At 62.2% G+C, this 24,571-nt stretch carries 21 protein-coding genes and 4 tRNA genes; 15 read left to right on the top strand and 10 right to left on the bottom strand.

The window, feature by feature from the left end:
* Nucleotides 1-26 precede the first annotated feature (26 nt).
* From clpP to FXN65_RS18050, 6 genes are all read right to left on the bottom strand, one after another.
* Nucleotides 27-668: an ATP-dependent Clp endopeptidase proteolytic subunit ClpP gene (gene clpP / locus FXN65_RS18025; protein WP_151134940.1), complete on the bottom strand. Its 642-nt coding sequence runs from the start codon at nucleotides 666-668 to the stop codon at nucleotides 27-29.
* 96 nt (nucleotides 669-764) lie between these two features.
* Nucleotides 765-2,075 (bottom strand): trigger factor, encoded by a 1,311-nt coding sequence (gene tig / locus FXN65_RS18030; RefSeq protein WP_151134942.1) that lies wholly within the window; start codon nucleotides 2,073-2,075, stop codon nucleotides 765-767.
* Nucleotides 2,076-2,324: 249 nt separating this feature from the next.
* Nucleotides 2,325-2,400: transfer RNA gene (locus FXN65_RS18035), tRNA-His, on the bottom strand.
* A gap of 114 nt (nucleotides 2,401-2,514) precedes the next feature.
* Nucleotides 2,515-2,599: transfer RNA gene (locus tag FXN65_RS18040), tRNA-Leu, on the bottom strand.
* A gap of 57 nt (nucleotides 2,600-2,656) precedes the next feature.
* Nucleotides 2,657-2,732 (bottom strand) — tRNA-His (locus tag FXN65_RS18045).
* Between the two features lie 34 nt (nucleotides 2,733-2,766).
* Nucleotides 2,767-2,843: transfer RNA gene (locus FXN65_RS18050), tRNA-Arg, on the bottom strand.
* A 263-nt stretch (nucleotides 2,844-3,106) separates the two neighbouring features.
* On the opposite strand from FXN65_RS18050, the gene folD reads away from it, so the two are divergent.
* Nucleotides 3,107-3,961 (top strand): bifunctional methylenetetrahydrofolate dehydrogenase/methenyltetrahydrofolate cyclohydrolase FolD, encoded by an 855-nt coding sequence (gene folD, locus FXN65_RS18055; protein WP_151134944.1) that lies wholly within the window; start codon nucleotides 3,107-3,109, stop codon nucleotides 3,959-3,961.
* A 66-nt stretch (nucleotides 3,962-4,027) separates the two neighbouring features.
* Here the strand turns inward: folD and cysS are convergent, their stop codons facing one another.
* Nucleotides 4,028-5,413, bottom strand: coding sequence for a cysteine--tRNA ligase (gene cysS / locus FXN65_RS18060; RefSeq protein WP_151134946.1), 1,386 nt, complete (start codon nucleotides 5,411-5,413; stop codon nucleotides 4,028-4,030).
* A complete protein-coding gene (locus FXN65_RS18065) occupies nucleotides 5,413-7,080 on the bottom strand; it encodes a glutamine--tRNA ligase/YqeY domain fusion protein (RefSeq protein ID WP_151134948.1) in 1,668 nt (555 codons plus the stop codon). Before FXN65_RS18065 ends, cysS begins: the two co-directional genes overlap by 1 nt.
* 122 nt (nucleotides 7,081-7,202) lie before the next feature.
* Here FXN65_RS18065 and FXN65_RS18070 point away from each other — a divergent pair, with 122 nt between their 5' ends.
* From FXN65_RS18070 to FXN65_RS18080, 3 genes are all read left to right on the top strand, one after another.
* Nucleotides 7,203-7,697 (top strand): peptidylprolyl isomerase, encoded by a 495-nt coding sequence (locus tag FXN65_RS18070; protein WP_151134950.1) that lies wholly within the window; start codon nucleotides 7,203-7,205, stop codon nucleotides 7,695-7,697.
* Nucleotides 7,694-8,416 carry a UDP-2,3-diacylglucosamine diphosphatase gene (gene lpxH, locus FXN65_RS18075; protein ID WP_151134952.1) on the top strand — a complete coding sequence of 241 codons (723 nt, stop codon included), beginning with the start codon at nucleotides 7,694-7,696 and terminating at the stop codon, nucleotides 8,414-8,416. Before FXN65_RS18070 ends, lpxH begins: the two co-directional genes overlap by 4 nt.
* Nucleotides 8,417-8,519: 103 nt before the next feature.
* On the top strand, nucleotides 8,520-9,860 hold the full coding sequence (locus FXN65_RS18080; RefSeq protein ID WP_151134954.1) for an SPFH domain-containing protein: 1,341 nt from the start codon (nucleotides 8,520-8,522) through the stop codon (nucleotides 9,858-9,860).
* A 36-nt stretch (nucleotides 9,861-9,896) separates the two neighbouring features.
* Here the strand turns inward: FXN65_RS18080 and miaE are convergent, their stop codons facing one another.
* Nucleotides 9,897-10,508, bottom strand: a complete 612-nt coding sequence (gene miaE, locus FXN65_RS18085) for a tRNA-(ms[2]io[6]A)-hydroxylase (protein WP_151134956.1) — start codon at nucleotides 10,506-10,508, stop codon at nucleotides 9,897-9,899.
* 174 nt (nucleotides 10,509-10,682) lie between these two features.
* Between miaE and FXN65_RS18090 the strand changes: the two genes are divergently transcribed.
* Complete coding sequence (locus FXN65_RS18090) at nucleotides 10,683-11,546, top strand: universal stress protein (RefSeq protein WP_151134958.1); 864 nt, start codon at nucleotides 10,683-10,685, stop codon at nucleotides 11,544-11,546.
* 48 nt (nucleotides 11,547-11,594) lie between these two features.
* On the opposite strand, the gene FXN65_RS18095 is transcribed toward FXN65_RS18090, so the two are convergent.
* Nucleotides 11,595-12,071, bottom strand: coding sequence for a DUF1289 domain-containing protein (locus tag FXN65_RS18095; protein WP_151134960.1), 477 nt, complete (start codon nucleotides 12,069-12,071; stop codon nucleotides 11,595-11,597).
* A 401-nt stretch (nucleotides 12,072-12,472) separates the two neighbouring features.
* Here FXN65_RS18095 and acnB point away from each other — a divergent pair, with 401 nt between their 5' ends.
* From acnB to FXN65_RS18145, 10 genes are all read left to right on the top strand, one after another.
* On the top strand, nucleotides 12,473-15,082 hold the full coding sequence (gene acnB / locus FXN65_RS18100; protein ID WP_151138864.1) for a bifunctional aconitate hydratase 2/2-methylisocitrate dehydratase: 2,610 nt from the start codon (nucleotides 12,473-12,475) through the stop codon (nucleotides 15,080-15,082).
* A 165-nt stretch (nucleotides 15,083-15,247) separates the two neighbouring features.
* Nucleotides 15,248-15,457, top strand: a complete 210-nt coding sequence (locus FXN65_RS18105; protein ID WP_151134962.1) for a YgdI/YgdR family lipoprotein — start codon at nucleotides 15,248-15,250, stop codon at nucleotides 15,455-15,457.
* Nucleotides 15,458-15,637: 180 nt separating this feature from the next.
* Complete coding sequence (locus FXN65_RS18110; RefSeq protein WP_151134964.1) at nucleotides 15,638-16,852, top strand: CmpA/NrtA family ABC transporter substrate-binding protein; 1,215 nt, start codon at nucleotides 15,638-15,640, stop codon at nucleotides 16,850-16,852.
* Nucleotides 16,853-16,873: 21 nt separating this feature from the next.
* On the top strand, nucleotides 16,874-17,452 hold the full coding sequence (locus tag FXN65_RS18115; protein WP_151134966.1) for an ANTAR domain-containing response regulator: 579 nt from the start codon (nucleotides 16,874-16,876) through the stop codon (nucleotides 17,450-17,452).
* Nucleotides 17,453-17,604: 152 nt separating this feature from the next.
* A complete protein-coding gene (locus tag FXN65_RS18120; protein WP_151134968.1) occupies nucleotides 17,605-18,957 on the top strand; it encodes a pyridoxal phosphate-dependent decarboxylase family protein in 1,353 nt (450 codons plus the stop codon).
* 162 nt (nucleotides 18,958-19,119) lie between these two features.
* Complete coding sequence (alaC, locus tag FXN65_RS18125) at nucleotides 19,120-20,364, top strand: alanine transaminase (RefSeq protein WP_151134970.1); 1,245 nt, start codon at nucleotides 19,120-19,122, stop codon at nucleotides 20,362-20,364.
* Between the two features lie 468 nt (nucleotides 20,365-20,832).
* Complete coding sequence (locus tag FXN65_RS18130; RefSeq protein WP_151134972.1) at nucleotides 20,833-21,492, top strand: hypothetical protein; 660 nt, start codon at nucleotides 20,833-20,835, stop codon at nucleotides 21,490-21,492.
* A 239-nt stretch (nucleotides 21,493-21,731) separates the two neighbouring features.
* Nucleotides 21,732-22,418: a polysaccharide lyase family 7 protein gene (locus FXN65_RS18135; protein WP_151134974.1), complete on the top strand. Its 687-nt coding sequence runs from the start codon at nucleotides 21,732-21,734 to the stop codon at nucleotides 22,416-22,418.
* 80 nt (nucleotides 22,419-22,498) lie between these two features.
* Nucleotides 22,499-22,942 carry a thioesterase family protein gene (locus tag FXN65_RS18140; protein WP_151134976.1) on the top strand — a complete coding sequence of 148 codons (444 nt, stop codon included), beginning with the start codon at nucleotides 22,499-22,501 and terminating at the stop codon, nucleotides 22,940-22,942.
* 417 nt (nucleotides 22,943-23,359) lie between these two features.
* Nucleotides 23,360-24,571, top strand: coding sequence for an MFS transporter (locus tag FXN65_RS18145; RefSeq protein ID WP_151134978.1), 1,212 nt, complete (start codon nucleotides 23,360-23,362; stop codon nucleotides 24,569-24,571).

Here is a 24,571-nt window from a genome sequence, read left to right on the forward strand (position 1 = left end):
CTCCGGCCGCAGTCTTGCGGATGGGCTTAGCCCGCGATCTGGCGCTTGTTGAGCACCTGGTCGATAAGGCCGTATTTGACCGCCTCGTCGCCACTCATGAAGTTGTCACGGTCGGTGTCGCGGGCGATGACGTCGATCGGCTGACCGCAGTGGTCAGCCAGGATCTTGTTCAGGCGCTCCCGGATGGTGAGGATTTCACGAGCGTGAATCTCGATATCCGACGCCTGACCCTGGAAACCGCCCAACGGCTGGTGAATCATCATGCGCGAGTGCGGCAGGCAGTAACGCTTGCCCGCAGCGCCACCAGCCAGAAGCAGTGCGCCCATGCTGCACGCTTGACCGATGCAGAGGGTGGAAACGTCGGGCTTGATGAACTGCATGGTGTCGTAGATCGACATACCAGCGGTTACCGAGCCGCCCGGGGAGTTGATGTAGAGCTGGATGTCCTTGTCGGGGTTCTCGGCCTCGAGGAACAGCAGCTGCGCCACTACCAGGTTGGCCATGTAGTCTTCGACCGGGCCGACCAGGAAGATCACGCGCTCCTTCAACAGGCGCGAATAGATGTCATAAGCACGTTCGCCGCGGGCGGACTGCTCGATCACCATCGGCACCAGGCCACCGGCGGCTTGGATGTCAGGCATTTGCTGCACGAAAGAATTGCGGGACATGTCCTGCGATCACTCCCTAATTGGATAGTCATGTCTCAAAGACACATAAGCCAGCTCGGAGGCTGGCTTATGGTGTGCTCGAAGGAGGCGGAACAATCAGTCGGCTTTCGGAGCTTCTGCCGGCTTGACTGCCTCTTCGTAGGAAACCGACTTGTCGGTTACGTTGGCCTTCTGCAGGACAGTATCTACAACTTGTTCTTCCAGCACAACAGAACGAACTTCGTTCAGTTGCTGGTCGTTCTTGTAGTACCAGGCCACTACCTGCTCCGGCTCCTGGTAAGCGGAAGCCATCTCTTCGATCAGTTCGCGCACGCGGGCTTCGTCGGGCTTCAGCTCGAACTGCTTGACCACTTCAGCAACGATCAGACCCAGGACAACGCGACGCTTGGCCTGCTCTTCGAACAGTTCCGCCGGCAGCTGCTCCGGATTGATGTTGCCGCCGAACTGCTGAACAGCCTGGACGCGCAGACGGTTCACTTCATTGGCGATCAGGGCCTTCGGCACTTCCACCGGGTTGGCAGCCAGCAGGCCGTCCATCACCTGGTTCTTCACCTTGGACTTGGTAGCCTGGCGCAGCTCGCGCTCCATGTTCTTGCGAACTTCGGCACGGAAACCTTCCAGACCGCCTTCCTTGATACCGAACAGAGTGAAGAACTCGTCGTTCAGTTCCGGCAGTTGCGGAGCGGACACACCGTTTACGGTCACAGTGAACTCAGCAGTCTTACCAGCCAGGTCCAGGTTCTGGTAGTCAGCCGGGAAGGTCGGGTTGATCACGCGCTCTTCGCCAGCCTTGACGCCAACCAGGGCATCTTCGAAGCCCGGGATCATGCGGCCAGAGCCCAGGACCAGCAGGGTGCCCTTGGCGGAACCGCCAGCGAAGGCTTCGCCGTCGATCTTGCCGACGAAATCGATGTTCAGCTGATCGCCATTCTCGGCGGCGCGCTCAACGGCTTCGAAGCGGGTGTTCTGCTTGCGCAGGATGTCCAGCATGTTGTCGACGTCGGCGTCGCCAACTTCGGCCTGCAGGCGCTCGATGGCGATGCCGTCGAAACCGGCGACCTGGAACTCGGGGAATACTTCGAAGGTGGCGATGTATTCCAGGTCCTTGCCCTTCTCGAACACTTTCGGCTCAACGGCCGGGGCGCCAGCCGGGTTCAGCTTCTGCTCGACAACAGCTTCATAGAAGGAAGACTGGATCAGGTCGCCCAGGACCTCCTGACGAGCGGAGTCCTCGAAGCGCTGACGGATGACGCTCATCGGTACCTTGCCCGGACGGAAGCCGGCAACCTTGGCGCGGCGGGCAGTCTGCTGCAGGCGCTTGGTCACTTCGTTCTCGACGCGCTCGGCCGGCACGCCGATGGTCATGCGGCGCTCAAGAGCGGAGGTGCTTTCTACAGAAACTTGCATGGATAATCCTCGTTGCACAGACATAAGCCGGGCGTTCCGGCCCCAGAATCAAGGGCATGCATTCTAGTGGGTCGATTTACAGAAGTCACCCGCCAGAAACAGCCGGCAAATCGACGGAATGGAATAAAGAGAAATCGGGATGTTTCGGGGCAGGCAGAGACCTGCCCCCACGACAGCAGGACACCGCCACCCCCGAGAACAGACCAGAAATGAAAACGCCAGGCTAAGAGCCTGGCGCTTTCATGAATATGGGGTGGACGATGGGAATCGAACCCACGACACCAGGAGCCACAATCCTGTGCTCTACCAACTGAGCTACGCCCACCATATTACGCATTTGCCGACCAGCATCGGCAGCGGAAGCATGGAGCCACCGCCTTACAACCAGAATCGCCAGAAACTCGCGGAACATCCACTGCTCAGCACGACTCGAACATCATGGTGCGGACGGAGAGACTCGAACTCTCACGCCTTGCGGCGCTGGAACCTAAATCCAGTGTGTCTACCAATTCCACCACGTCCGCGAGAGGCAACGCTTGAAACGAAAACGCCAGGCACAGTGCCTGGCGCTCTCTCGAATATGGGGTGGACGATGGGAATCGAACCCACGACACCAGGAGCCACAATCCTGTGCTCTACCAACTGAGCTACGCCCACCATATTGCGCATTGCTTGTGCCAAATGTGCCAAATGGCACGCCCGGCAGGACTCGAACCTGCGACCATCCGCTTAGAAGGCGGATGCTCTATCCAGCTGAGCTACGGGCGCTTATATCTGCAAGCAGACTATAAAGCTTCGGCTTAGGTTGAATCACCTGGATTCGCCTTGGCCGTCTTACCCAGCGACAGGCTGTGCTCGACAAGCGGGGCGCATGTTATAGCCAGCCCCACCCCTCGTCAACAGGAAAATTTAAAAAAATCAGAAAGATATAGGCGTCGGGACAAAATGCAGACCACCCGCCTTTGCCCGCCCGCCCCTCCATGCGAGAATACGCGCCCTTTTTAGCCCTTCCCGATGGTTAATCTAGCGTCATGACCGCACAACTGATCGACGGCAAAACGATCGCCGCCCGCCTCCGCCAGCAGATAGCCCAACGTGTCGCCGAGCGCCGCCAGCAAGGACTTCGCGTTCCCGGCCTCGCCGTGATCCTGGTCGGCAGCGATCCCGCCTCCCAGGTCTACGTCGCCCACAAGCGCAAGGACTGCGAGGAAGTCGGCTTTCTTTCCCAGGCCCATGACCTGCCCGCTAGCACCAGCCAGGCCGAACTGGCGGCGCTGATCGATCGCCTCAATGAAGACCCGGCCATCGACGGCATCCTGGTCCAGCTGCCGCTGCCGGAGCATCTTGATGCGTCGCAACTGCTGGAACGCATCCATCCCGACAAGGATGTGGATGGTTTCCACCCTTACAACGTCGGCCGTCTGGCCCAGCGTATCCCGCTCCTCCGCCCCTGCACTCCCAAGGGCATCATGACCCTGCTGGAAAGCACTGGCGCGAACCTCTACGGCATGAACGCCGTGGTAGTGGGCGCTTCCAATATCGTGGGCCGCCCCATGGCTCTGGAACTGCTGCTGGCCGGCTGCACCGTGACCGTCACCCACCGCTTCACCAAGGATCTGGCTGGCCACGTGGCCAATGCCGACCTGGTGGTAGTGGCCGCCGGCAAGCCTGGCCTGGTCAAGGGCGAGTGGATCAAGCCCGGCGCCATCGTCATTGACGTCGGCATCAACCGCCAAGAGGACGGCAAGCTGGTGGGCGACGTGGAATACGACGTCGCCGAGCAACGCGCCAGCTGGATCACCCCGGTTCCGGGTGGCGTTGGCCCCATGACCCGCGCCTGCCTGCTGGAGAACACCCTCTACGCAGCCGAAACGCTTCACGCCTGATGCGAAAGGAAATAAAAAAGGCCGCATTCAGCGGCCTTTTTACTGAGCGAATCCGACTGAGCAAACTCAGTCGGCAAGACGCCAGGTAGTACCGCCCTTCCCATCTTCCAGCACCACCCCCATTGCGGTGAGCTGATCGCGGATACGGTCGGACTCGCTCCAATTCTTTTCCGCACGCGCCTGCAGGCGCGCCTGGATCAGCGCCTCAACCTCAGCTGCGTCCACCTTGCCCTCGGCACCAGCACGCAGGAAGGCATCCGGTTCCAGCTGCAATACGCCGAGCAGGCCGGCCAGTGCCTTGAGCTGCGCAGCCAGGGCAGCAGCAGCGGAAAGGTCACCGTCACGCAGGCGATTCACTTCGCGCACCATCTCGAAGAGCACAGCGCAGGCTTCCGGACTGTTGAAGTCATCGTCCATAGCAGCCGCGAAGCGCTCGACGAAGGCCTCGCCACCCGCAGGGGCGGCATCAGGGAGACCGCGAAGCGCGTGATAAAAGCGCTCCAGGGCACCCTTGGCTTCCTTCAGACTCTCCTCCGAGTAGTTGATCGGGCTGCGGTAGTGACTGGACACCAGCAGGTAGCGCACTACCTCGGGGTGGTATTTCTCCAGCACTTCGCGAATGGTGAAGAAGTTGCCAAGGGACTTGGACATCTTCTCCCCATCCACACGCACAGCACCGGCGTGCATCCAGGACCTGGCGTAGAGCTTGCCGGTAGCCGCCTCGCTCTGGGCGATCTCGTTCTCGTGGTGCGGGAACACCAGGTCCGGACCACCGCCATGGATATCGAAAGTCTCACCCAGGCAGCAGGTGGACATCACCGAGCACTCGATGTGCCAGCCCGGACGCCCCGGCCCCCAGGGCGAGTCCCAGCTCGGCTCACCCGGCTTGGCGCCTTTCCAGAGCACGAAGTCCAGCGGGTCTTCCTTGATCTCGTCCACCTCGATGCGCGCACCGATCTTCAGCTCGTCGATCTTGCGGCGGGACAGCTTGCCGTAGCCTTCGAACTTGCCGACGCGGTAGTAGACGTCGCCATTGCCCGGGGCATAGGCAAATCCCTTGTCAATCAGGGTCTGGATCATCTCGTGCATGCCGGCGATGTGGCCAGTGGCACGTGGCTCGATATCCGGACGCAGCACGGAGAGGCGCGCCTCGTCCTCGTGCATCGCCGCGATCATGCGCTCCACCAGCTCCTCGAACGGCTCTCCGTTGTCATTGGCGCGACGGATGATCTTGTCGTCGATGTCAGTGATGTTTCGCACGTAGGTGAGGTCGTAGCCGCGATGACGCAGCCAGCGCGCCACAACGTCAAAGGCCACCATCACGCGGGCATGGCCGATGTGGCAGAAGTCATAGACCGTCATGCCACAGACATACATGCGCACCTGATTGCCGACCAGCGGCTGCAGCGGTTCCTTGGTCTTGCTGAGGGTGTTGTAGATCGACAGCGTCATCATTGGCCCCAGGAGTCACGCAGGGTCACGGTACGGTTGAACACCGGCTTGCCAGGCTGGGTGTCCTTCAGATCGGCGACGAAATAGCCTTCGCGCTCGAACTGGAAGCGATCTTCCGGCCGGGCCTGGGCCAGCGACGGCTCGGCGCGGCAACCGGTCAGCACCTGCAGGGAGTCCGGGTTGATATTGTCGAGGAAGCTACCACCCTCTTCCGACTTCTCCGGGTTCGCCGAACGGAACAGGCGATCGTACAGACGAACTTCGCACTCCACGCTGCCTTCGGCAGGCACCCAGTGGATCACGCCCTTGACCTTGCGGCCTTCGGGGTTCTTGCCCAGGGTGTCCGGGTCGTAGCTGCAGCGCAGTTCGACGATATTGCCGTCGGCATCCTTGATGGCCTCGTCGGCGCGGATCACGTAGCTGCCACGCAGGCGCACTTCCCCACCGGGGATCAGGCGCTTGAATCCGGCCGGCGGGACTTCCTCGAAGTCGGTGGCATCGATGTACAGCTCTCGCGAGAACGGCAGCACGCGAATACCCATGTCTTCTTTCGGGTGACGCGGCAGCTCCAGGTTTTCCACCTGGCCTTCCGGATAGTTGGTGATCACCACCTTGAGCGGGTGCAGCACGCACATGGCACGGGGCGCGCTAGCGTCCAGATGGTCACGAATGCTGAATTCCAGCATGCCGATATCCACCACGCCGCTGGCACGGTTCACACCGATCATCTCGCAGAAGTTGCGGATGGACTCGGGGGTGTAGCCGCGGCGGCGATAGCCGGACAAGGTCGACATGCGCGGATCGTCCCAGCCACTCACATGACGCTCGTCCACCAGTTGCTTGAGCTTGCGCTTGCTGGTGATGGTGTAGTTCAGGTTAAGGCGCGAGAACTCGTACTGGCGCGGCTGGGCCGGAACCGGGAGGTTTTCCAGGAACCATTCGTAAAGCGGGCGGTGATCCTCGAACTCCAGAGTGCAGATGGAGTGAGTGATGCCCTCGATGGCGTCCGACTGGCCATGGGTGAAGTCATAGCTCGGGTAGATGCACCACTTGTCACCGGTCTGGTGGTGGTGGGCATGGCGGATGCGATAGAGGATCGGATCGCGCAGATTCATGTTCGGCGAAGTCATGTCGATCTTCGCACGCAGGGAACGGGTGCCATCCGGGAACTCACCGGCCTTCATGCGGGCGAACAGATCGAGGTTCTCGTCCACGGAGCGGTCACGGAAGGGACTGTTCTTGCCCGGCTCGGTGAGGGAGCCGCGGTACTCGCGCATTTCTTCCGGCGACAGGTCGCAAACGAACGCCTTGCCAGCCTTGATCAGCTCGAGCGCCCAGTCATGCAACTGATCGAAGTAACCGGAGGCGTAGCGCACTTCGCCGGCCCACTGGAACCCCAGCCACTTCACGTCGCTCTCGATGGCGTCGATGTACTCCTGGTCTTCCTTGGCCGGGTTCGTGTCGTCGAAACGCAGGTGGCAGTCACCACCGAACTCCTTGGCCAGGCCGAAGTTCAGGCAGATCGACTTGGCATGGCCGATGTGCAGGTAACCATTGGGCTCCGGCGGGAAGCGGGTGACGATCTTGGTGTGCTTGCCGGCGTCCAGATCCGCCTGAACGATCTGGCGCAGGAAGTTGGAAGCGGCGGGAGTCTCTGGCTTGCTCATGGGGTCCTTAGATCTAGCTGGTGCGCGGCTCAGGGTAGGCCGGCCAAATCAAAGCGCTTATCATAGCCGAAGCTGTCAATCCCCTGACAGGCCTTGGATTTCTCGATAGAGCGAATAGCCCAATGATCAAGCTGCATACCAACCATGGCGTCATCACCCTGCAACTCTTCGAAGACAAAGCCCCGGAAACCGTGGCCAACTTCAAGGAGTACGTGAAGTCCGGCCACTACGACGGCACCGTCTTCCACCGCGTGATCGGCAACTTCATGATCCAGGGCGGCGGTTTCGAGCCGGGCATGAAGCAGAAGTCCACCCGCGCCCCGATCAAGAACGAGGCCAACAATGGCCTGTCCAACAAGGTCGGCACCATCGCCATGGCTCGCACCATGGAACCACACTCGGCCTCCGCGCAGTTCTTCATCAACGTGGCCGACAACACCTTCCTGAACCACAGCGCGCCGACCGTGCAGGGCTGGGGCTACGCCGTATTCGGCGAAGTGGTCGAAGGTATGGACGTGGTGAACAAGATCAAGGCCGTGGCCACTACCATGAAGGCCGGCCACCAGGACGTCCCGGTCGATGACGTGATCATCGAGAAGGCCGAGATCGTCGAGTGATATTGCTGATCTCCGATCTGCATCTTGAAGAGGAACGCCCGGACATCACCCGGGCGTTTCTTCATTTCCTGCAGACCCGCGCACCGCAAGCCGAAGCCCTCTACATCCTCGGCGACTTCTTCGAAGCCTGGATCGGCGACGACGCCATGACCCCCTTCCAGCATTCCATCGCTCAGGCGCTGCGCAAGCTGTCCGATGGCGGCACACGCATTTTCCTGATGCACGGTAACCGCGACTTCATGATCGGCAAGGCCTTCTGCCGCGAGGCCGGCTGCAGCCTGCTGGCCGACCCCAGCCTGGTACGGATGAACGGCGAGCCGGTACTCCTGATGCACGGAGACAGCCTCTGCACCCAGGACGAGGCCTACATGCGCCTACGCAAGTGGCTGCGCAACCCGGCGAGCCTGTTCATTCTGCGTAACCTGCCACTGACCACCCGGTACAAACTGGCGCGCAAGCTACGCAAGGAAAGCCGGATGCAAACCCCGCAGAAGGCGGCGGAAATTACTGACGTCACCCCGGAAGAGATCCCGCGCATCCTTCGCCAGCATGGTGTCCGGACGCTAATCCATGGCCACACGCACCGCCCCGCGACACACGAACTGCAGCTGGACGGCCAACCCGCCCGCCGCATCGTTCTCGGCGATTGGGATCGACGCGGCTGGGCCCTTCAGGTAGATGAGAACGGTTTTCTGCAACACTCGTTCGACCTCATCTGAAACTTCCTACGAGACGCCCTCCCCAGGCCGGCACTCCTCCCCTTGACGAGGTGGCAGCCGGCCATCAGCATCGCCGCTCCCGATTCATTGTCACGGAGCGACCATGCCATTCACCAAGGCACAACTCATCAAATACCTGGGCGGCCCCGCTCTTCTCGCCGTCATTGGCTTTGCCCTGTTCAACGGCATTTTCTTCTACAACGAAGCAGGTTTCGCCACTCACGTACGGACCATATTCGGTGAAGAGAAGGTGGTGGAAGATGTCGGCTATGCCACCAAATGGTTCGGCCGCGCGACCCCCTGGAAGAAAGCACTCAGCGTACAGTCGGTGCTGACCGAGGCACTGGAAAAGAGCAGGAACAGCGACAGCGACAACGATTCACTCGGCGCCACCATCGAAGCCTTCCCGATCGTGTTCCTCGGCAACGTCGATGCCAAGGTGGAATCTTCCGCTCGCTTCCGCCTGCCCGGCGGCGACCAGTTCCTCAGGATCGCCCAGGAATATCGCAACCCCGAGAACTTCATCGGAACGGCGCTGGTTCCGGCCATCAAGGAAACCTTGCAGGCCACCGCTTCACTGATGAGTGCCGACGATTTCTACGCTGGCGCACGCAGCGAGTTCGCCGCCGAGTTCGAGAACCAGCTCAACGACGGTCTCTACCTGATCAAACGCAAGGAAGTCCGTGGCCCGCGCGGTGCTCTCCCCCATCAGACTGCCATTCTCCAGGCCGGCACCGAGCAAGGCAGCTTCGGCGACAACAGTGCCAGCCAGTTCGTCACCGAGAAGGTGGTAGACGCCAAGGGCATTGCGGTCCGCAAGCAACAGCAATTCCGCAAGTACGGCGTCGAGGTGGTCGAGGCGCGTATCACCAACGTCGACCCCAATCCGCAATACAAACAACGCATGGTCAAGGTCCAGCAAGCCCTGGCCGAGTTGGCGGTGGCCAGGCAGAACCGCCTGAAGGAAGAAGAAGAGAAACTGCTGGTGACCGCCCGCGGCGAAAAAGAAGTGGAAGCTCGTCGCCAGGAGACCCTGCGCGATCAGATCGAACGCACCACCCAGGCGGAAACCGAGAAGCAGCTGGCGATCATCAACGCCGAACGCGAGAAAGGCCGCGCCGAGATCGAAAAGCAAACTGCCGAGCTGCTGCGTGACAAGGCCTCGATCACTGCAGACGCCACCAAGATCACCGCAGACGCCGACGCCTACGCCCGCGAAGCGGTAATCAAGGCCGACGGCGCACTGCAACCCAAGCTCGATGCCCTGATCGCCATCAACAAGGTATGGGCTGAAGCGGCAGCCAAGGCGCCAGTCCCCAGCGTGATGATGGCCGGCGGGCAAAGCGCCGCCAGCAGCCGCCAGGACGAAATCGGCCAACTGATGGGCGTCCTCGCCACAAAGGCGGCGAGAGACCTGGCCCTGGATATGAAAGTGAAGGAATAGGCCACAGACGAAAAAGCGCCCCGCGGGGCGCTTTTCTCATCTTGCTGAGGCCGGCACACCGCTATGGAAGCGGAATTCCTCGTCCGGTGACTCGATCAACTCCCGCTCGGCCACCCTCACCTTCTCGATGGTGCGATCCACGTCCCGCGCCTCACCGAACTGGTACGCAAGCTTCAGGTAACCCTGGTAATGACGAGACTCGCTCTTCAACAGGCCGCCATAGAACTTGCCCAGCTCCTCATCCAGATGCGGCACCAGTGCCTCGAAACGCTCGCAGGAGCGAGCCTCGATGAAGGCCCCCACCACTAGCGTGTCCACCAGCTTCTGCGGTTCGTGGTTGCGCACCAGCTTGCGCAGGCCCGATGCGTACCGGGAGGCTGAAACGGGCTTCAGGTCGATCTTGCGACGCTTCATGATGCGCAGCACCTGCTCGTGGTGCACGAGTTCCTCGCGGGCCAGACGCGACATGAAGTTGATCAGGTCCAGGTGGGTGGCGTACTTGGCCATCAGCGCCATCGCCGTGGAGGCTGCCTTGAACTCGTTGTTCTTGTGGTCGATCAGCAGGGTTTCCTGATCGGCCAGCGCGGCCGCCACCCAGGCATCGGGGGTACGGCAGCCAAGAAAGTCATGGATTTCAGGCAGGTTCACAAGCGGCTCTCATCATGCTGGGTGCCACGCTGGCCGGGCTCCCGAAGGCGGAGCATTATACGAATGCAGGACGCGACGACCAGCCCGAGCCACTTGATATATATCAAGAACACCAAAGCTGAATCGGGACTACATTTGTTTTGGCTATAAGCTATCGACAGGGAGACGAGGACCATGCAAGCCATTCGCAGCATTCTGGTGGTATTGGAGCCGGACCGGCCGGAAGGTCTTGCCCTGAAAAGGGCAAAACTGATCGCCGGGGTGACCCAGTCGCATCTGCACCTTCTGATTTGCGACCGCAAGGGCAATCATGCCGATTACCTCAGCGACCTGGCCGATTCGCTCAAGGCTGAAGGGTACAGCGTGACTACCCAGGAGGCGTGGCTGGAAAATCTGCACCAGACCATCATCGCCGCCCAGCAAGCCGAGGGCTGTGGCCTGGTGATCAAGCAGCACGTGCCGGACAACCCGCTCAAAAAGGCGATCCTCACCCCTGATGACTGGAAGCTCCTGCGTTACTGCCCGGGGCCGGTCCTGATGGTCAAGACCGACAAGCCGTGGAGCGGCGGCAACATCCTCGCTGCCGTGGACGTGGGCAATAGCGACGGAGAGCACCGCACCCTGCACGCCACCATCGTCAGCCACGGCTACGACATCGCCAGTCTCGCCCACGGTACTCTCCACGTGATCAGCGCCCACCCATCGCCCATGCTCTCGGCGGCGGATCCGACCTTCCAGCTCAAGGAAACCATCGAGGCCCGCTATCGCGACGAATGCCGCGCCTTCCAGGCCGAGTACGACGTAAGCGACGAAAGGCTGCATATCGAAGAAGGTCCGGCCGACGTGCTGATCCCCTTTGTCGCCCACAAACTGGAAGCAGCGGTCACCGTGATCGGCACCGTGGCGCGCTCCGGCCTGTCCGGCGCGTTGATCGGCAATACCGCTGAAGTGGTGCTGGACACGCTGGAAAGCGATGTCCTGGTGCTCAAGCCCGAGGCAATCATCGCCCACCTCGAGGAACTGGTCGCCCAGCGCTGATCGCGCCGTGATGAAGAAAGCCGCCTGATGGCGGCTTTTTTCATGCGATCAGACCCGACTCTCGACACCCTCACGCAAGAAGCGCGGCGCGATATAGCGTTCGTAATGGGCTTCGGACAACAGGAAGAATTCCCGATCAATGGCCTCCCGCAGATCCGGCAGTGCCCAGCCGCGGAACTCGGGAAGCAGCGCAATACCGTAGGCATCCAGGCGATGGATCATGCGCGAGCCCCGCGCGATCAACTGGTAAGCCCAGCAATAGTGGGACTGTTCGGGCACGAATCGCACCTGCCGCTGTTCGAGCTGCTGGCGCAGACGCTGCGGGTCGAACACTTCCAGCTTGGCCGCCATCACCTGCACCAGAAGGATTTCCAGGCGCCGCCACACCGCACGCTTCTCCTCCTCGTTGTAGAGGTTCCAGTTCACCACCTCATGGTGGAAGCGCTTGCAGCCGCGGCACACGTGGTCCCCGTAGACAGTGGAACAGAGGCCGACGCAAGGCGTCTTGATGCGCTGGTTGGACATGGCGGAAGCGGATTCGGCAGGTGAAACGGGCCGGCCATCTTAGCCCTTTGTCCAGTCAGGGTCACCCTCAGGGAAATAGGGATTTCGTCTTAACTTTGTCGAGCCTTTCCTTTAGAATCGGCGCGCCATTTAAGGCGCCGATATCCGTTGGAAGCTGTTTTCAAAGCGTCACGAGCACAGTTCATCCGGCAGGAAATAATGGCGCCGGTCATCCCGCCCGGGATGCCCGCCGCCAGCCCTCATCAGGCCTTCCTTCCGGCGTAAAACTTTGAAAACAGCTTCTCGATGGAGGCCGCCGAAACCTTGGCCAGACAGCCCAAAAAGCTGTGCGGCGCATGCGTTCGGCGGATTCCTGGATGAGCGCCCTGGACGATTCCAGGGCCACTGATGAGGGTAAAACTGTGCTTGAAGCCTATCGCAAACACGTAGAAGAGCGTGCCGCCCAAGGGGTCGTCCCCCAGCCGCTGAACGCCGAACAAACTGCAGGCCTGGTTGAACTGCTGAAGAATCCCCCGGCCGGCGAAGAGGCTTTCCTCCTCGACCTGATCACCAATCGTGTTCCGCCGGGTGTCGATGAAGCCGCCTACGTCAAAGCAGGTTTCCTCTCCGCCATCGCCAAGGGCGAAGCCACTTCCCCGCTGATCGACAAGGCTCGCGCCACCGAACTGCTGGGCACCATGCAGGGCGGCTACAACATCGCCACCCTGGTCGAGCTGCTGGACGATGCCGAACTGGCCACCGTCGCTGCCGAGCAACTGAAGCACACCCTGCTGATGTTCGACGCCTTCCACGACGTCGCCGAGCGCGCCAAGAAAGGCAACGCTTCCGCCCAAGCCGTGCTGAAGTCCTGGGCCGAAGGCGAGTGGTTCGTCAACAAGCCGGCCGTCGCCGAAAAAATCACCCTGACCGTGTTCAAGGTGCCCGGCGAAACCAACACCGACGACCTGTCCCCCGCTCCGGACGCCTGGTCCCGCCCGGACATCCCGCTGCACGCCCTGGCCATGCTGAAAATGGCTCGCGATGGCATCGAGCCGATCCAGCCGGGCTCCGTTGGCCCGCTGAATCAGATCGAAGCTGTTAAAGCCAAGGGCTTCCCGGTTGCCTACGTCGGTGACGTGGTCGGTACCGGTTCCTCCCGTAAATCCGCTACCAACTCCGTGCTGTGGTTCTTCGGCGACGACATTCCGTTCGTACCGAACAAGCGCGGCGGCGGCTTCTGCTTCGGCACCAAGATCGCCCCGATCTTCTACAACACCATGGAAGACGCCGGCGCCCTGCCGATCGAATTCGACTGCACCAACCTGGCCATGGGCGACGTCATCGACGTGTACCCCTATGAAGGCAAGGTCGTTCGCCACGACAGCGGCGAAGTGGTCACCACTTTCGAACTGAAGACCCCGGTCCTGCTGGACGAAGTCCGTGCCGGCGGCCGTATCCCGCTGATCATCGGCCGCGGCCTGACCGAGAAGGCCCGTGCCGAGCTGGGCCTGGGCGCTTCCGACCTGTTCAAGAAGCCGGAATCCCCGGCTGACAGCGGCAAGGGCTTCACCCTGGCGCAGAAGATGGTTGGCCGTGCCTGCGGCCTGGCAGAAGGCAAAGGCGTCCGTCCGGGCACCTACTGCGAGCCGAAGATGACCACCGTCGGTTCCCAGGACACCACTGGCCCGATGACCCGCGACGAGCTGAAAGACCTCGCCTGCCTCGGCTTCTCCGCCGACCTGGTGATGCAGTCCTTCTGCCACACCGCCGCCTATCCGAAGCCCATCGACGTCAACACCCACCACACCCTGCCGGACTTCATCAAGACCCGTGGCGGCGTGTCCCTGCGTCCGGGCGACGGCATCATCCACAGCTGGCTGAACCGCATGCTGCTGCCTGACACCGTCGGCACCGGTGGCGACTCCCACACTCGCTTCCCGATCGGCATTTCCTTCCCGGCCGGTTCCGGCCTGGTAGCCTTCGCCGCCGCCACTGGCGTAATGCCGCTGGACATGCCGGAATCCGTTCTGGTGCGTTTCAAGGGCAAGATGCAGCCCGGTATCACCCTGCGTGACCTGGTGCATGCCATCCCCTACTACGCCATCCAGGCCGGCCTGCTGACCGTCGAGAAGAAAGGCAAGAAGAACATCTTCTCCGGCCGCATCCTCGAGATCGAAGGTCTGAACGACCTGACCGTCGAGCAAGCCTTCGAGCTGTCCGACGCCTCGGCCGAGCGTTCCGCTGCTGGTTGCACCATCAAGCTGCCGGAAGAAGCCATTGCCGAATACCTGAAGTCCAACATCACCCTGCTGCGCTGGATGATCGGTGAAGGCTACGGCGACGCCCGTACCCTGGAGCGCCGCGCGAAGGCGATGGAAGCCTGGCTGGCCAACCCGCAACTGCTGGAAGCCGACAAGGACGCCGAATACGCTGCCGTTATCGAGATCGACCTGGCCGACGTCAAAGAGCCCGTGCTCTGCGCACCGAACGACCCGGACGATGCCCGCCTGCTGTCCACCGTGGCCGGCGACAAGATCGACGAAGTGTTCATCGGTTCCTGCATGACCAACATCGGTCACTTCCGCGCTGCCGGTAAGCTGCTGGACAAGGTCAAGGGCGGTATCCCGACCCGTCTGTGGCTGGCTCCGCCGACCAAGATGGACCAGCACCAGCTGACCGAGGAAGGCTACTACGGCATCTATGGCAAGGCCGGCGCCCGCATGGAAATGCCGGGTTGCTCCCTGTGCATGGGCAACCAGGCCCGCGTGCAGACCGGTGCCACCGTGGTCTCCACCTCCACCCGTAACTTCCCGAACCGCCTGGGCGACGCCACCAACGTCTACCTGGCCTCCGCCGAACTGGCGGCCGTTGCCTCCATCCTGGGCAAACTGCCGACCGTCGAGGAGTACATGGAATACGCGAAGAACATCGACAGCATGGCTGCCGATATCTATCGCTACCTGTCCTTCGACCAGATCGCCGAGTACAAGGAAGCCGCTGCAAACGCCAAGATCCCGGTGGTCCAAGCCTAAGGCCCCATCGGTAGACCGGTGATGAGAAAGCCCCGCCTCGTGCGGGGCTTTTTCTTTTCTGCAATCTGCATCACAGGCCTTTCCGCATTCCCATCGGACCGACTTGCAGGCGCCCTCCCAGCAGCTATGTTGCAGATATGAACCCCACGACGGGGGGAGGCCTCCATGAAAATCTGGTTCCTGATCCTCATATGCACCCTTGGCCTGGCAGGCTGCTCCAGCGAGTACCTGATCGCCACGACCGACGGCCAGCTCATCGCCACCGACGAAAAACCCGAACTGGACAGAGACACCGGCATGCTCGAATTCGAGGACCATGAAGGCCGGACCCAGCAGATTCCGCAAAACCAGGTGAAGCAGATCATCGAGCGTTAAGGTAGCTCCGACCTCCAAATCTTCCCCGCCATCGCGGGGATCTCTTTTTTTGTCACTGGCATATCGCTTGCTTCAGCAGCGACAACGAGGCCCGCTGCAACGACGGAGCGGGCTGATGACAATGGCGTCGATTCCGGTCACACCGGATCGACGCCATTTTGCTGATAGGTGGCAATCGACATGACGGACAAGCAGAACACCACGCGCCCGGACAACCTGGCCTGGGTCGCCGGCAGCGACGCACCGGAGAAGTGCGTGCTCAACCTGGGCTTCATGCCCCTGACCGACTCGGCCTCGCTGATAGTCGCCGCCACCCAGGGCTTCGCGCAGCCATACGGCCTGACCCTGGACCTGCAGCGCCAGTCGTCCTGGGCCACCCTGCGCGACAAACTGCTCTCTGGTGAACTGGATGCCGCGCAGGCGCTCTATGGGCAGGTCTATGGCATCGAACTGGGCATCGGTGGCCCCGACGCGGAGATGGCCATCCTCATGGGGCTCTGCCAGAACGGCCAGGCCATCAACCTCTCCGAACCACTCAAGCGCATCGGCGTGACCAGTTCCGAGGCGCTGGCCAATCATGTGCACCATGGCGGTGCGCGCCTGACCTTCGCCCAGACCTTCCCCACCGGCACCCACGCCATGTGGCTGAACTACTGGCTGGCGGCCCAGGGCATCCACCCACTGCGGGACGTGGATACAGTCGTGGTCCCACCCTCGCAAATGGTCGCCCACCTCAAGGCGGCACGTATCGACGGTTTCTGCGCCGGCGGCCCCTGGGGTGCGCTGGCGGTCGACCAGGGCCAGGGCTTCACCCTGGCCACCAGCCAGATGATCTGGCCCGATCACCCGGAAAAGGTCATGGCCGTCACGCGCGAATTCGCCGAGCAATACCCCAACACCGCCCGCGCACTGACCATGGCCGTCCTGGAAGCCAGCCGCTTCATCGATGCCAGCGAGGAGAACCGCCACAGCACGGCCCGGCTCATCAGCGGCAGCGATTACGTGGACGTGCCGCTATCGGCCGTGGAGCCACGCTTCCTCGGGCACTACCAGGACGGCCTCGGCAATGCCTGGGAGGACCAGCACCCGCTGCGCTTCTTCGACGGCGGCCAGGTGAACATGCCCTTCCTCTCCGACGGCATCTGGTTCATGACCCAGTTCCGTCGCTGGGGCCTGCTGCGGGACGACCCGGATTACCTGGCCATCGCCCGGCGCGTGCAACGGCTGGACATCTACCGCGCCGCCGCGGAAGCGCTCGACATCCCGGTCCCCGACCTGATGCGCAGCGCCACCTTGATCGACGGCCGCGTCTGGGACGGCAGCGACCCCGCCGCCTACGCCCGTAGCTTCCCGATCCATTCCCTGGCCGGCCACGCCCGCGCCATCGCCCTGTAGCCGTTGGGGAAGACCGTCGCCATGTTGCGCATCCTGCTGATCAACGACACCGCAAAGAAAGTCGGGCGCCTCAAGACCGCCCTGGTGGAAGCCGGCTTCGAAGTCATCGACGAATCCGGGCTGACCATCGACCTGCCAGCCCGCGTCGAAGCCATCCGCCCGGATGTGGTGCTGATTGATACCGAATCCCCTGGCCGCGATGTGATGGAGCAGGTCGTACTGGTCAGCCGCGACCAGCCCCGCCCCATCGTAATGTTCACTGACGAGCACGACCCCAAGGTCATGCGCCAGGCCATCCAGGCAGGTGTCAGCGCCTACATTGTCGAAGGCATCCAGACCGACCGCCTGCAGCCGATTCTCGATGTCGCCATGGCTCGCTTCGAGGCCGACCAGGCCCTTCGCGCCCAGCTCAACGCCCGCGACCAGCAACTGGCCGAACGCAAGCGCATCGAACTGGCCAAGGGACTGCTGATGAAGATGAAGCACTGTGGCGAAGAAGAGGCCTACACCCTGATGCGCCGCCAGGCGATGAGCCGCCAGCAGAAGCTGATCCAGGTAGCTGAGCAGATCATCGCAATGCACGACATGCTCGGCCCCTGAGGCTGAACTGTACCGCCGGTCGGCACCACTGTTGCACTCGTTTCGGTACGCGCTGGGCATCTGTACGGGCAGCAGTGATCCCGGGTGTATCTGCTGGCCCGCGCGCGGTCCCGCTATGGTAGGAAGCACCGCCTTCTGCCAACGAGATCGCCATGGACCACGAACGCCAACTCCTCGAAGACGCCGACCGCCGCGCCCTCGCCTACGTCGCCGGGATACCGCAGCGCCGTGTATTCCCCGCCCCGGAGGCCATCCAGGCCCTGGACGCACTCGACGGCCCGCTCCCCGAACGGGGACGGCCGGCCGATGAGGTGCTGCGCCAGCTCGACGAGCTCGGTTCCCCCGCCACTACCGCCTCCAACGGCGGGCGCTACTTCGGCTTCGTGATCGGGGCCACCCTGCCAGCCGCGGCAGCCGCCGAACGCCTGGCACTGGCCTGGGACCAGTGCGCGTCCTCCTTCGACAATTCCCCCGCCGCCGATCGCATCGAAAAGGTGGCCGCACGCTGGGTACTGGAAAGCCTTGGACTGCCTGTCGACAGCGCCGTGGGCTTCGGCACCAGCGCCACCGCCTGCAGCCTCGCCTGCCTGTCCGCGGCACGCCGCACGCTGCTGGCACGCAAGGGTTGGGACTTCGACGGCGACGGCCTGATGGGCGCGCCCGAAGTGCGCGTGGTGGTTTCCGCCAGCGTGCACATCACGGTAAAGAAGGCGCTGCGCATCCTCGGCTTCGGCATGAACCGCCTGCTGATCGCGCCCGTCGACGAACACGGCCGCATCGACCCAGCGCGCCTGCCGCCGCTGGACGACATGACGGTACTCTGCCTGCAGGCGGGTGAGGTCAACACGGGAGAATTCGACCCCTTCGCCGAACTGATTCCCCGCGCAAGGGCGGCCGGCTCCTGGGTCCATGTCGACGGCGCCTTCGGCCTCTGGGTCCGCGCTTCGTCCCGGGCGCAGCTAGCCTCCGGGGTCGAGCAGGCCGACAGCTGGACCTGCGACGGCCACAAATGGCTGAACACTCCCTACGACGGCGCCATGGCCATCTGTCGCGATGCCGACGCCCTGGCCACGGCGATGAACAGCGATGCCGCCTATGCCACTGCCTTGCGGGATGCGCAGAAGAACCTGACCCTGGAATTCTCCCGCCGCGCCCGTGGCATTCCAATCTGGGCCGCACTGGCCGCCCTCGGTCGCGACGGCCTGGTCGGCATGATCGACCGCCACCTGCGTCAGGCCGATCACCTCGCCGGGCGCCTACGCGCGGCCGGGTACCAGGTAATCAACCGCGTAGTCCTCAACCAGGTCCTGGTGCGGGCCGACTGCGACGAGGAAACAGTGGCCATCCGCACCGCAGCCCAGGCATCCGGCGAGGTCTGGTTCGGCCCCACCCTGTGGCAAGGCCGACCGGCGTTCCGACTCAGTGTCTCCTCCTGGCGCACCACCGACGCCGATATCGAGCGCCTGGCCGACCTGCTCGCTCGCTTGAAGAGCGGTTCCCGCTGAAGCCCCTCTGGCTGGCGCCTCTCCCACTGACGGAGAGGCGCCGGTAACGCGGAAAAACTTCCCTCGACAAACGGCCCGCCAAGCCCTTATCTTCGCCGCCAGGCCACCGCAGTGGCCGACGTCGCTCGGACGGTTCCGGGCGCTTACGTATCCGAGGAAAGCATGGCTGAACAGCGTTCACCGCGCCGCTTTGCGCGCATCGATCGTCTCCCCCCCTACGTCTTCAACATCACCGCCGAACTCAAGATGGCAGCACGCCGTCGCGGCGAGGACATCATCGACCTCTCCATGGGCAACCCCGACGGCGCCACCCCGCCGCACATCGTGGAAAAGCTCGTGCAGGTCGCCCAGCGTGAAGACACCCACGGATACTCCACTTCCCGCGGTATTCCACGCCTGCGCCGAGCCATCTCGCGCTGGTACAAGGACCGTTACGACGTGGAGATCGATCCTGAAACCGAAGCCATCGTCACCATCGGTTCCAAGGAAGGCCTGGCACACCTGATGCTCGCCACCCTGGACCACGGCGACACCGTGCTCGTGCCCAATCCGAGCTACCCGATCCACATCTACGGTGCGGTGATCGCCGGCGCCCAGGTACGCTCGGTTCCGCTCGTGCCAGGCGTGGACTTCTTCGCCGAGCTGGAACGGGCCATTCGCGAAAGCATTCCGAAGCCGAAGATGATGATCATCGGCTTCCCGTCCAACCCCACCGCCCAGTGCGTGGAACTGGACTTCTTCGAGCGCGTGGTTGCCCTGGCCAAGCAGTACGAGGTCCTGGTGGTCCACGACCTGGCCTACGCCGACATCGTCTACGACGGCTGGAAGGCACCCTCCATCATGCAGGTTCCCGGCGCCAAGGACATTGCGGTGGAGTTCTTCACCCTGTCCAAGAGCTACAACATGGCGGGCTGGCGGATCGGCTTCATGGTCGGCAACCCGGAACTGGTCAGCGCCCTGGCGCGGATCAAGAGCTACCACGACTACGGCACCTTCACCCCGCTGCAGGTAGCCGCGATTGCCGCCCTGGAAGGTGACCAGCAGTGCGTTCTCGACATCGCCGAGCAGTACCGCCAGCGCCGCAACGTGCTGGTGAAGGGGCTGCATGAGATTGGCTGGATGGTGGAGAACCCCAAGGCTTCGATGTACGTCTGGGCCAAGATCCCCGAGCCCTACGCCGCCATGGGTTCCCTGGAGTTCTCCAAGAAACTCCTGGCCGAAGCCAAGGTCTGCGTATCGCCCGGGCTGGGCTTTGGCGACTACGGCGACGACCACGTGCGCTTCGCCCTGATCGAGAACCAGGATCGTATCCGCCAGGCCGTTCGCGGTATCAAGGGCATGTTCCGCGCTGACGGGCTTCTCGGGTCGCCGGCAGCGTCCAAGCCCCGGAAAACCGGCAAGGCGTAACGCCGGATCGCGCCCCCAGGTCACAGGGGGCGCGCTTCCCACTGAACTTCCCCGAAACGCCCGCCTGGCAAGGTTCCCTCGCCTTTTCAAGCGCTTGCAATGCCCCTCCAGTCACTACCGCCCGTCGGCTTTACGATCATTTTTTGAACAAAGTCGGGGGAGGATGACTCTGATGAAAGCCAAAGTTCATCGCGCCACTTCTCGAACCATGGCTGGTCACCGGCGCGCATGTCTATCTAATTCCCCTTGAGTCCGGAGTGATTCCAAATGCACGAGTTTACGTGCAGGTGGTTTCTTTGCCTCAAAATAGGAGGAGTGCTTATGAAGACATGAAAATAACTAGATCTGTTAGTTCAACCTGACCATCACTCAAGGTCCAAAGAGACCAACGAGTAAATACATAAAACACACATCGGTGCCATTCCTGCATCAGCACACCAACTTACTTTGTAAAACAAGAGGTCAACCATGGAGCTGTATCACCTAATTACTTCCCTGTTCAAACAGGAAGCAACCATGGAATTAATGCGCATGGGTGTCGTCTATGCCCACCTGATCGCTTGCTGCGTGGCTATCGGCCTGGTCCTGACCAGCGACATCGCCATGATCAAGCAAATGATCTCCGGCGAAGACGACGCTGCCCATAGCGACAAAACCCATCTTGATACTCTGAAGAAAACTGTACTGCTTGCACTCGCGGCACTCTGGGTTACAGGGATAGGTATTATCCTGATGGATTACTCTGTCAAAGGCGCGGTGTACTTCCTCAACCCCAAGCTCCAGGCCAAGATCCTGGTCGTGACACTGTTGACCGTTAACGGTTTCCTCCTTCACAGCGCTGTACTGCCCGCCATCAAAAAAGCTGGCTCGCTGGTCAGAATGGAAACCAATGCCCGCACCCTCGCGGTGTTCTCGGGCGTCGTCTCCGGAGTTTCCTGGTTCTACGGAGCCATGCTGGGCATCGCTCGTCCGCTCAGCTGGAAATACTCCCTTGGCGAAATCATGTTCGCTTACCCGCTGTTCATCTGCCTTGGCTTCGTCGCGATGACGCTGCTGGTGAAGTGGGCAAGCAACAGAGCTGAAAATCTCACTCCTACTCGAGTGAATCCCGCACTCGCCTCCTGGTAAGAGATAGCTGGGCAGGGATGCCCAGTTTCAAACTGAAGTTCCCATTCAAGTACAAACAAGTAACTTCACCAAATATAAGAACACTTATATAACCGCATTATCCCCTGCAGCTGCCTGACCGGTTCCTCCAGCCAAACAGGGACAAGAGTCCCAATATTTCTCTGCTACGACCCGGAACTTTTTCCCCTCCTGCATGCACGAACTGCTGCCTCCAAGAATTCCAGCAGTAAGGACATACAGTGATCGACCTCAGCACCTGGAACCTGACGGTCCCAGCCACCACCTCCAATACCCTCATCGAAACCGGCCGTCTCAACAACGGCTATGAAAGTCAGTACTTCAGTCGCAACTCCGATGGCAGCATCAGCTTCTGGGTTCCAGTGAATGGTGCTCGTACAGAAGATGCCAGCTATCCCCGCACCGAATTGCGGGAGACCCAGACCGACGGAACCCTCAGCTACTGGTACCACGCCAGCGCCGACAACTACCTCAGCGCGGTGCTCTCGGTGGAGCAGGTACCGAGTCAGGGCAAGATCGTCATCGGCCAGATTCACAGCAAGGACGAAGCCGGGAGCCAGAACGACCCACTGCTGAAGATTCAGTACCACTACCTGCGCGGCAACGGCCGCATCGAAGCGCTGTTGCGCAAGCGCCCCGGCGATACGGAAGTGGAGAACATCCTGCTGGCGGAGAACGTCGACCTCGGCGAGCGATTCGGCTACGACCTGCGCATCACCCCCAGCGGCAGGCTGGGTATCGTCATCACCAGCGATGGCGACGACGGCAACCTCTACCGCGAGCTCAGCGGCTACTGGGGCAAACAGCAGCTCTACTTCAAGGCCGGCGCCTACATCCAGGACAACTACGGTGCCGAGAATGAGGGTGGCCGTGTCACCTTCTACTGGCTGAACAGCCTGCACCGCTGAAATTCAGCCTACGAATGCCAGGCCATCCGCGGCCACGGGCGTAGAATCGGCGCCTTGCCGATTCCACGCCCGAGGTTCCGATGGCCCGCTTGACGCTGAATTTCCCCGAAGACCAGTACTGCTATTCCACGCACCTGACCGTGCGGGTCACCGACATCAACGGGGCCAACCACCTGGGCAACGACTCGATGATCTCGATGATTTCCGAAGCGCGGGCGCGCTTCCTGTTCGAATTCGGCATCAGCGAGACGGCCGAGGACGGCACCGGGATCATCGTCACCGATCTGGCCACCACCTACCGCGCCGAGGCCCACGCCCGCGACCAGTTGCTGTTCGAAGTGGGCGTCATGGACTTCAACCGGTACGGCGGCGACATCACCTTCCGCATCACCCGCCCGGCCGACGGCAAGCTGGTGGCCATGGCCAAATCCGGCTTCGTCTTCTTCAACTACCACGCGTCCCGCGTAGTCCCCATGCCAGAGGACTTTCGCCAGACCTTCCCCGGAGTGAACTGGCTGGACTGAGCCAGTACGGCTTCAACTCGGTGCAAACAGAACCCACTCGCCCCGTTTTGATTCAGACAGAAAAATCGAACCCCTCGCAGAAACCGCTCTGAATCGGCACTTCCGGAGATTGGCCCGGCTCTTGCTCTGGGACAGTCAGAGGTAGCCAACGGCGGTTGCCCTACTACACGACAAAGGCGTCGCGTCACTACGCAGAAATGCGGGCAGTGGTGCGGCGCCTTTTTCGTTCCGGCCCCAGTGATGGGGCGGTGGACGGGCCGGGATCCGGACGTTCGCTTGCAGCTCACTCAATCCCGCTGCGGCTGCGGCCGCAGGACGACGCGCCACAAGCGCGACGTTTTACCGGGAGGTGCGACCGCCGTGCCCACGATCATGGCGCGAGCACCTCCCGGCCCCTAACTGCAGATGAGGTGTTCGATGACAACGAGTTTCTGGAAAGCCGGCCACACGCCCACCCTGTTCTCCGCCTTCCTCTATTTCGACCTGAGTTTCATGGTGTGGTACGTCCTCGGCCCGCTCGGGGTGCAGATCGCCAGCGACCTGCAACTCAGCACCCAGCAGCGCGCCATGATGGTCGCCACCCCCATCCTGGCCGGCGCCGTGTTGCGCTTCCTGATGGGCATGCTCGCGGACCGTACCTCGCCCAAGACTGCGGGCCTCATCGGCCAGGTCGTGGTGATCGCCGCGCTCTTCGTCGCCTGGCAGGTCGGCATCCGCACCTATGAGCAGGCGCTGCTCCTCGGCCTGTTCCTCGGTTTCGCCGGTGCATCATTCGCCGTGGCGCTGCCGCTGGCATCCCAGTGGTATCCGCCGCAGCATCAGGGCAAGGCCATGGGCATCGCCGGTGCAGGCAACTCCGGCACCGTGCTGGCGGCCCTCTTCGCTCCCGGCCTGGCTTCACTGTACGGCTGGAACAATGTCTTCGGCCTGGCGCTGATCCCGCTGGTGCTGACCCTGGCGATCTTCTTCCTGGCGGCGCGCAACGCTCCCAACCGCCCGGCACCCAAGGCCCTCGGCGATTACCTGAAAGCCCTGGGCGACCGTGACAGCTGGTGGTTCATGCTGTTCTACAGCGTGACCTTCGGCGGCTTCCTCGGCCTGGCCAGCACCCTGCCCGGCTACTTCCACGACCAGTACGGCCTGGCCCCGGTGACCGCCGGCTACTACACCGCCGCCTGCGTCTTCGCCGGCAGCCTGATGCGTCCGTTGGGTGGCGCCTTCGCCGACCGCATCGGAGGCATTCGCACCCTCCTGGTGGTCTATACGGTCGCCTCGGTGTGCATCGCCGCGGTGGGCTTCCACATCGCCAGTTCCGCAGTCGCCCTGGGCCTGTTCGTGGTCGCCATGCTGAGCCTTGGTGCCGGAAACGGCGCGGTGTTCCAGCTGGTACCCCAGCGCTTCCACAAGGAAATCGGCGTAATGACCGGCCTGATCGGCATGGCCGGCGGCATCGGCGGCTTCTGCCTGACCGCTGGCCTGGGTGCCATCAAGCAGTACACCGGCGACTACCAGCTCGGCCTGTGGCTGTTCGCCAGCCTGGGCGTGGTGGCCTGGTTCGGCCTCTATGGGGTAAAGCAGCGCTGGCGCACCACCTGGGGTTCGGCTGCCGTCACTGCAGCCCGTGTCTGA

Source organism: Pseudomonas lalkuanensis, from assembly GCF_008807375.1.
GTDB classification, from domain to species: Bacteria; Pseudomonadota; Gammaproteobacteria; order Pseudomonadales; family Pseudomonadaceae; genus Metapseudomonas; species Metapseudomonas lalkuanensis.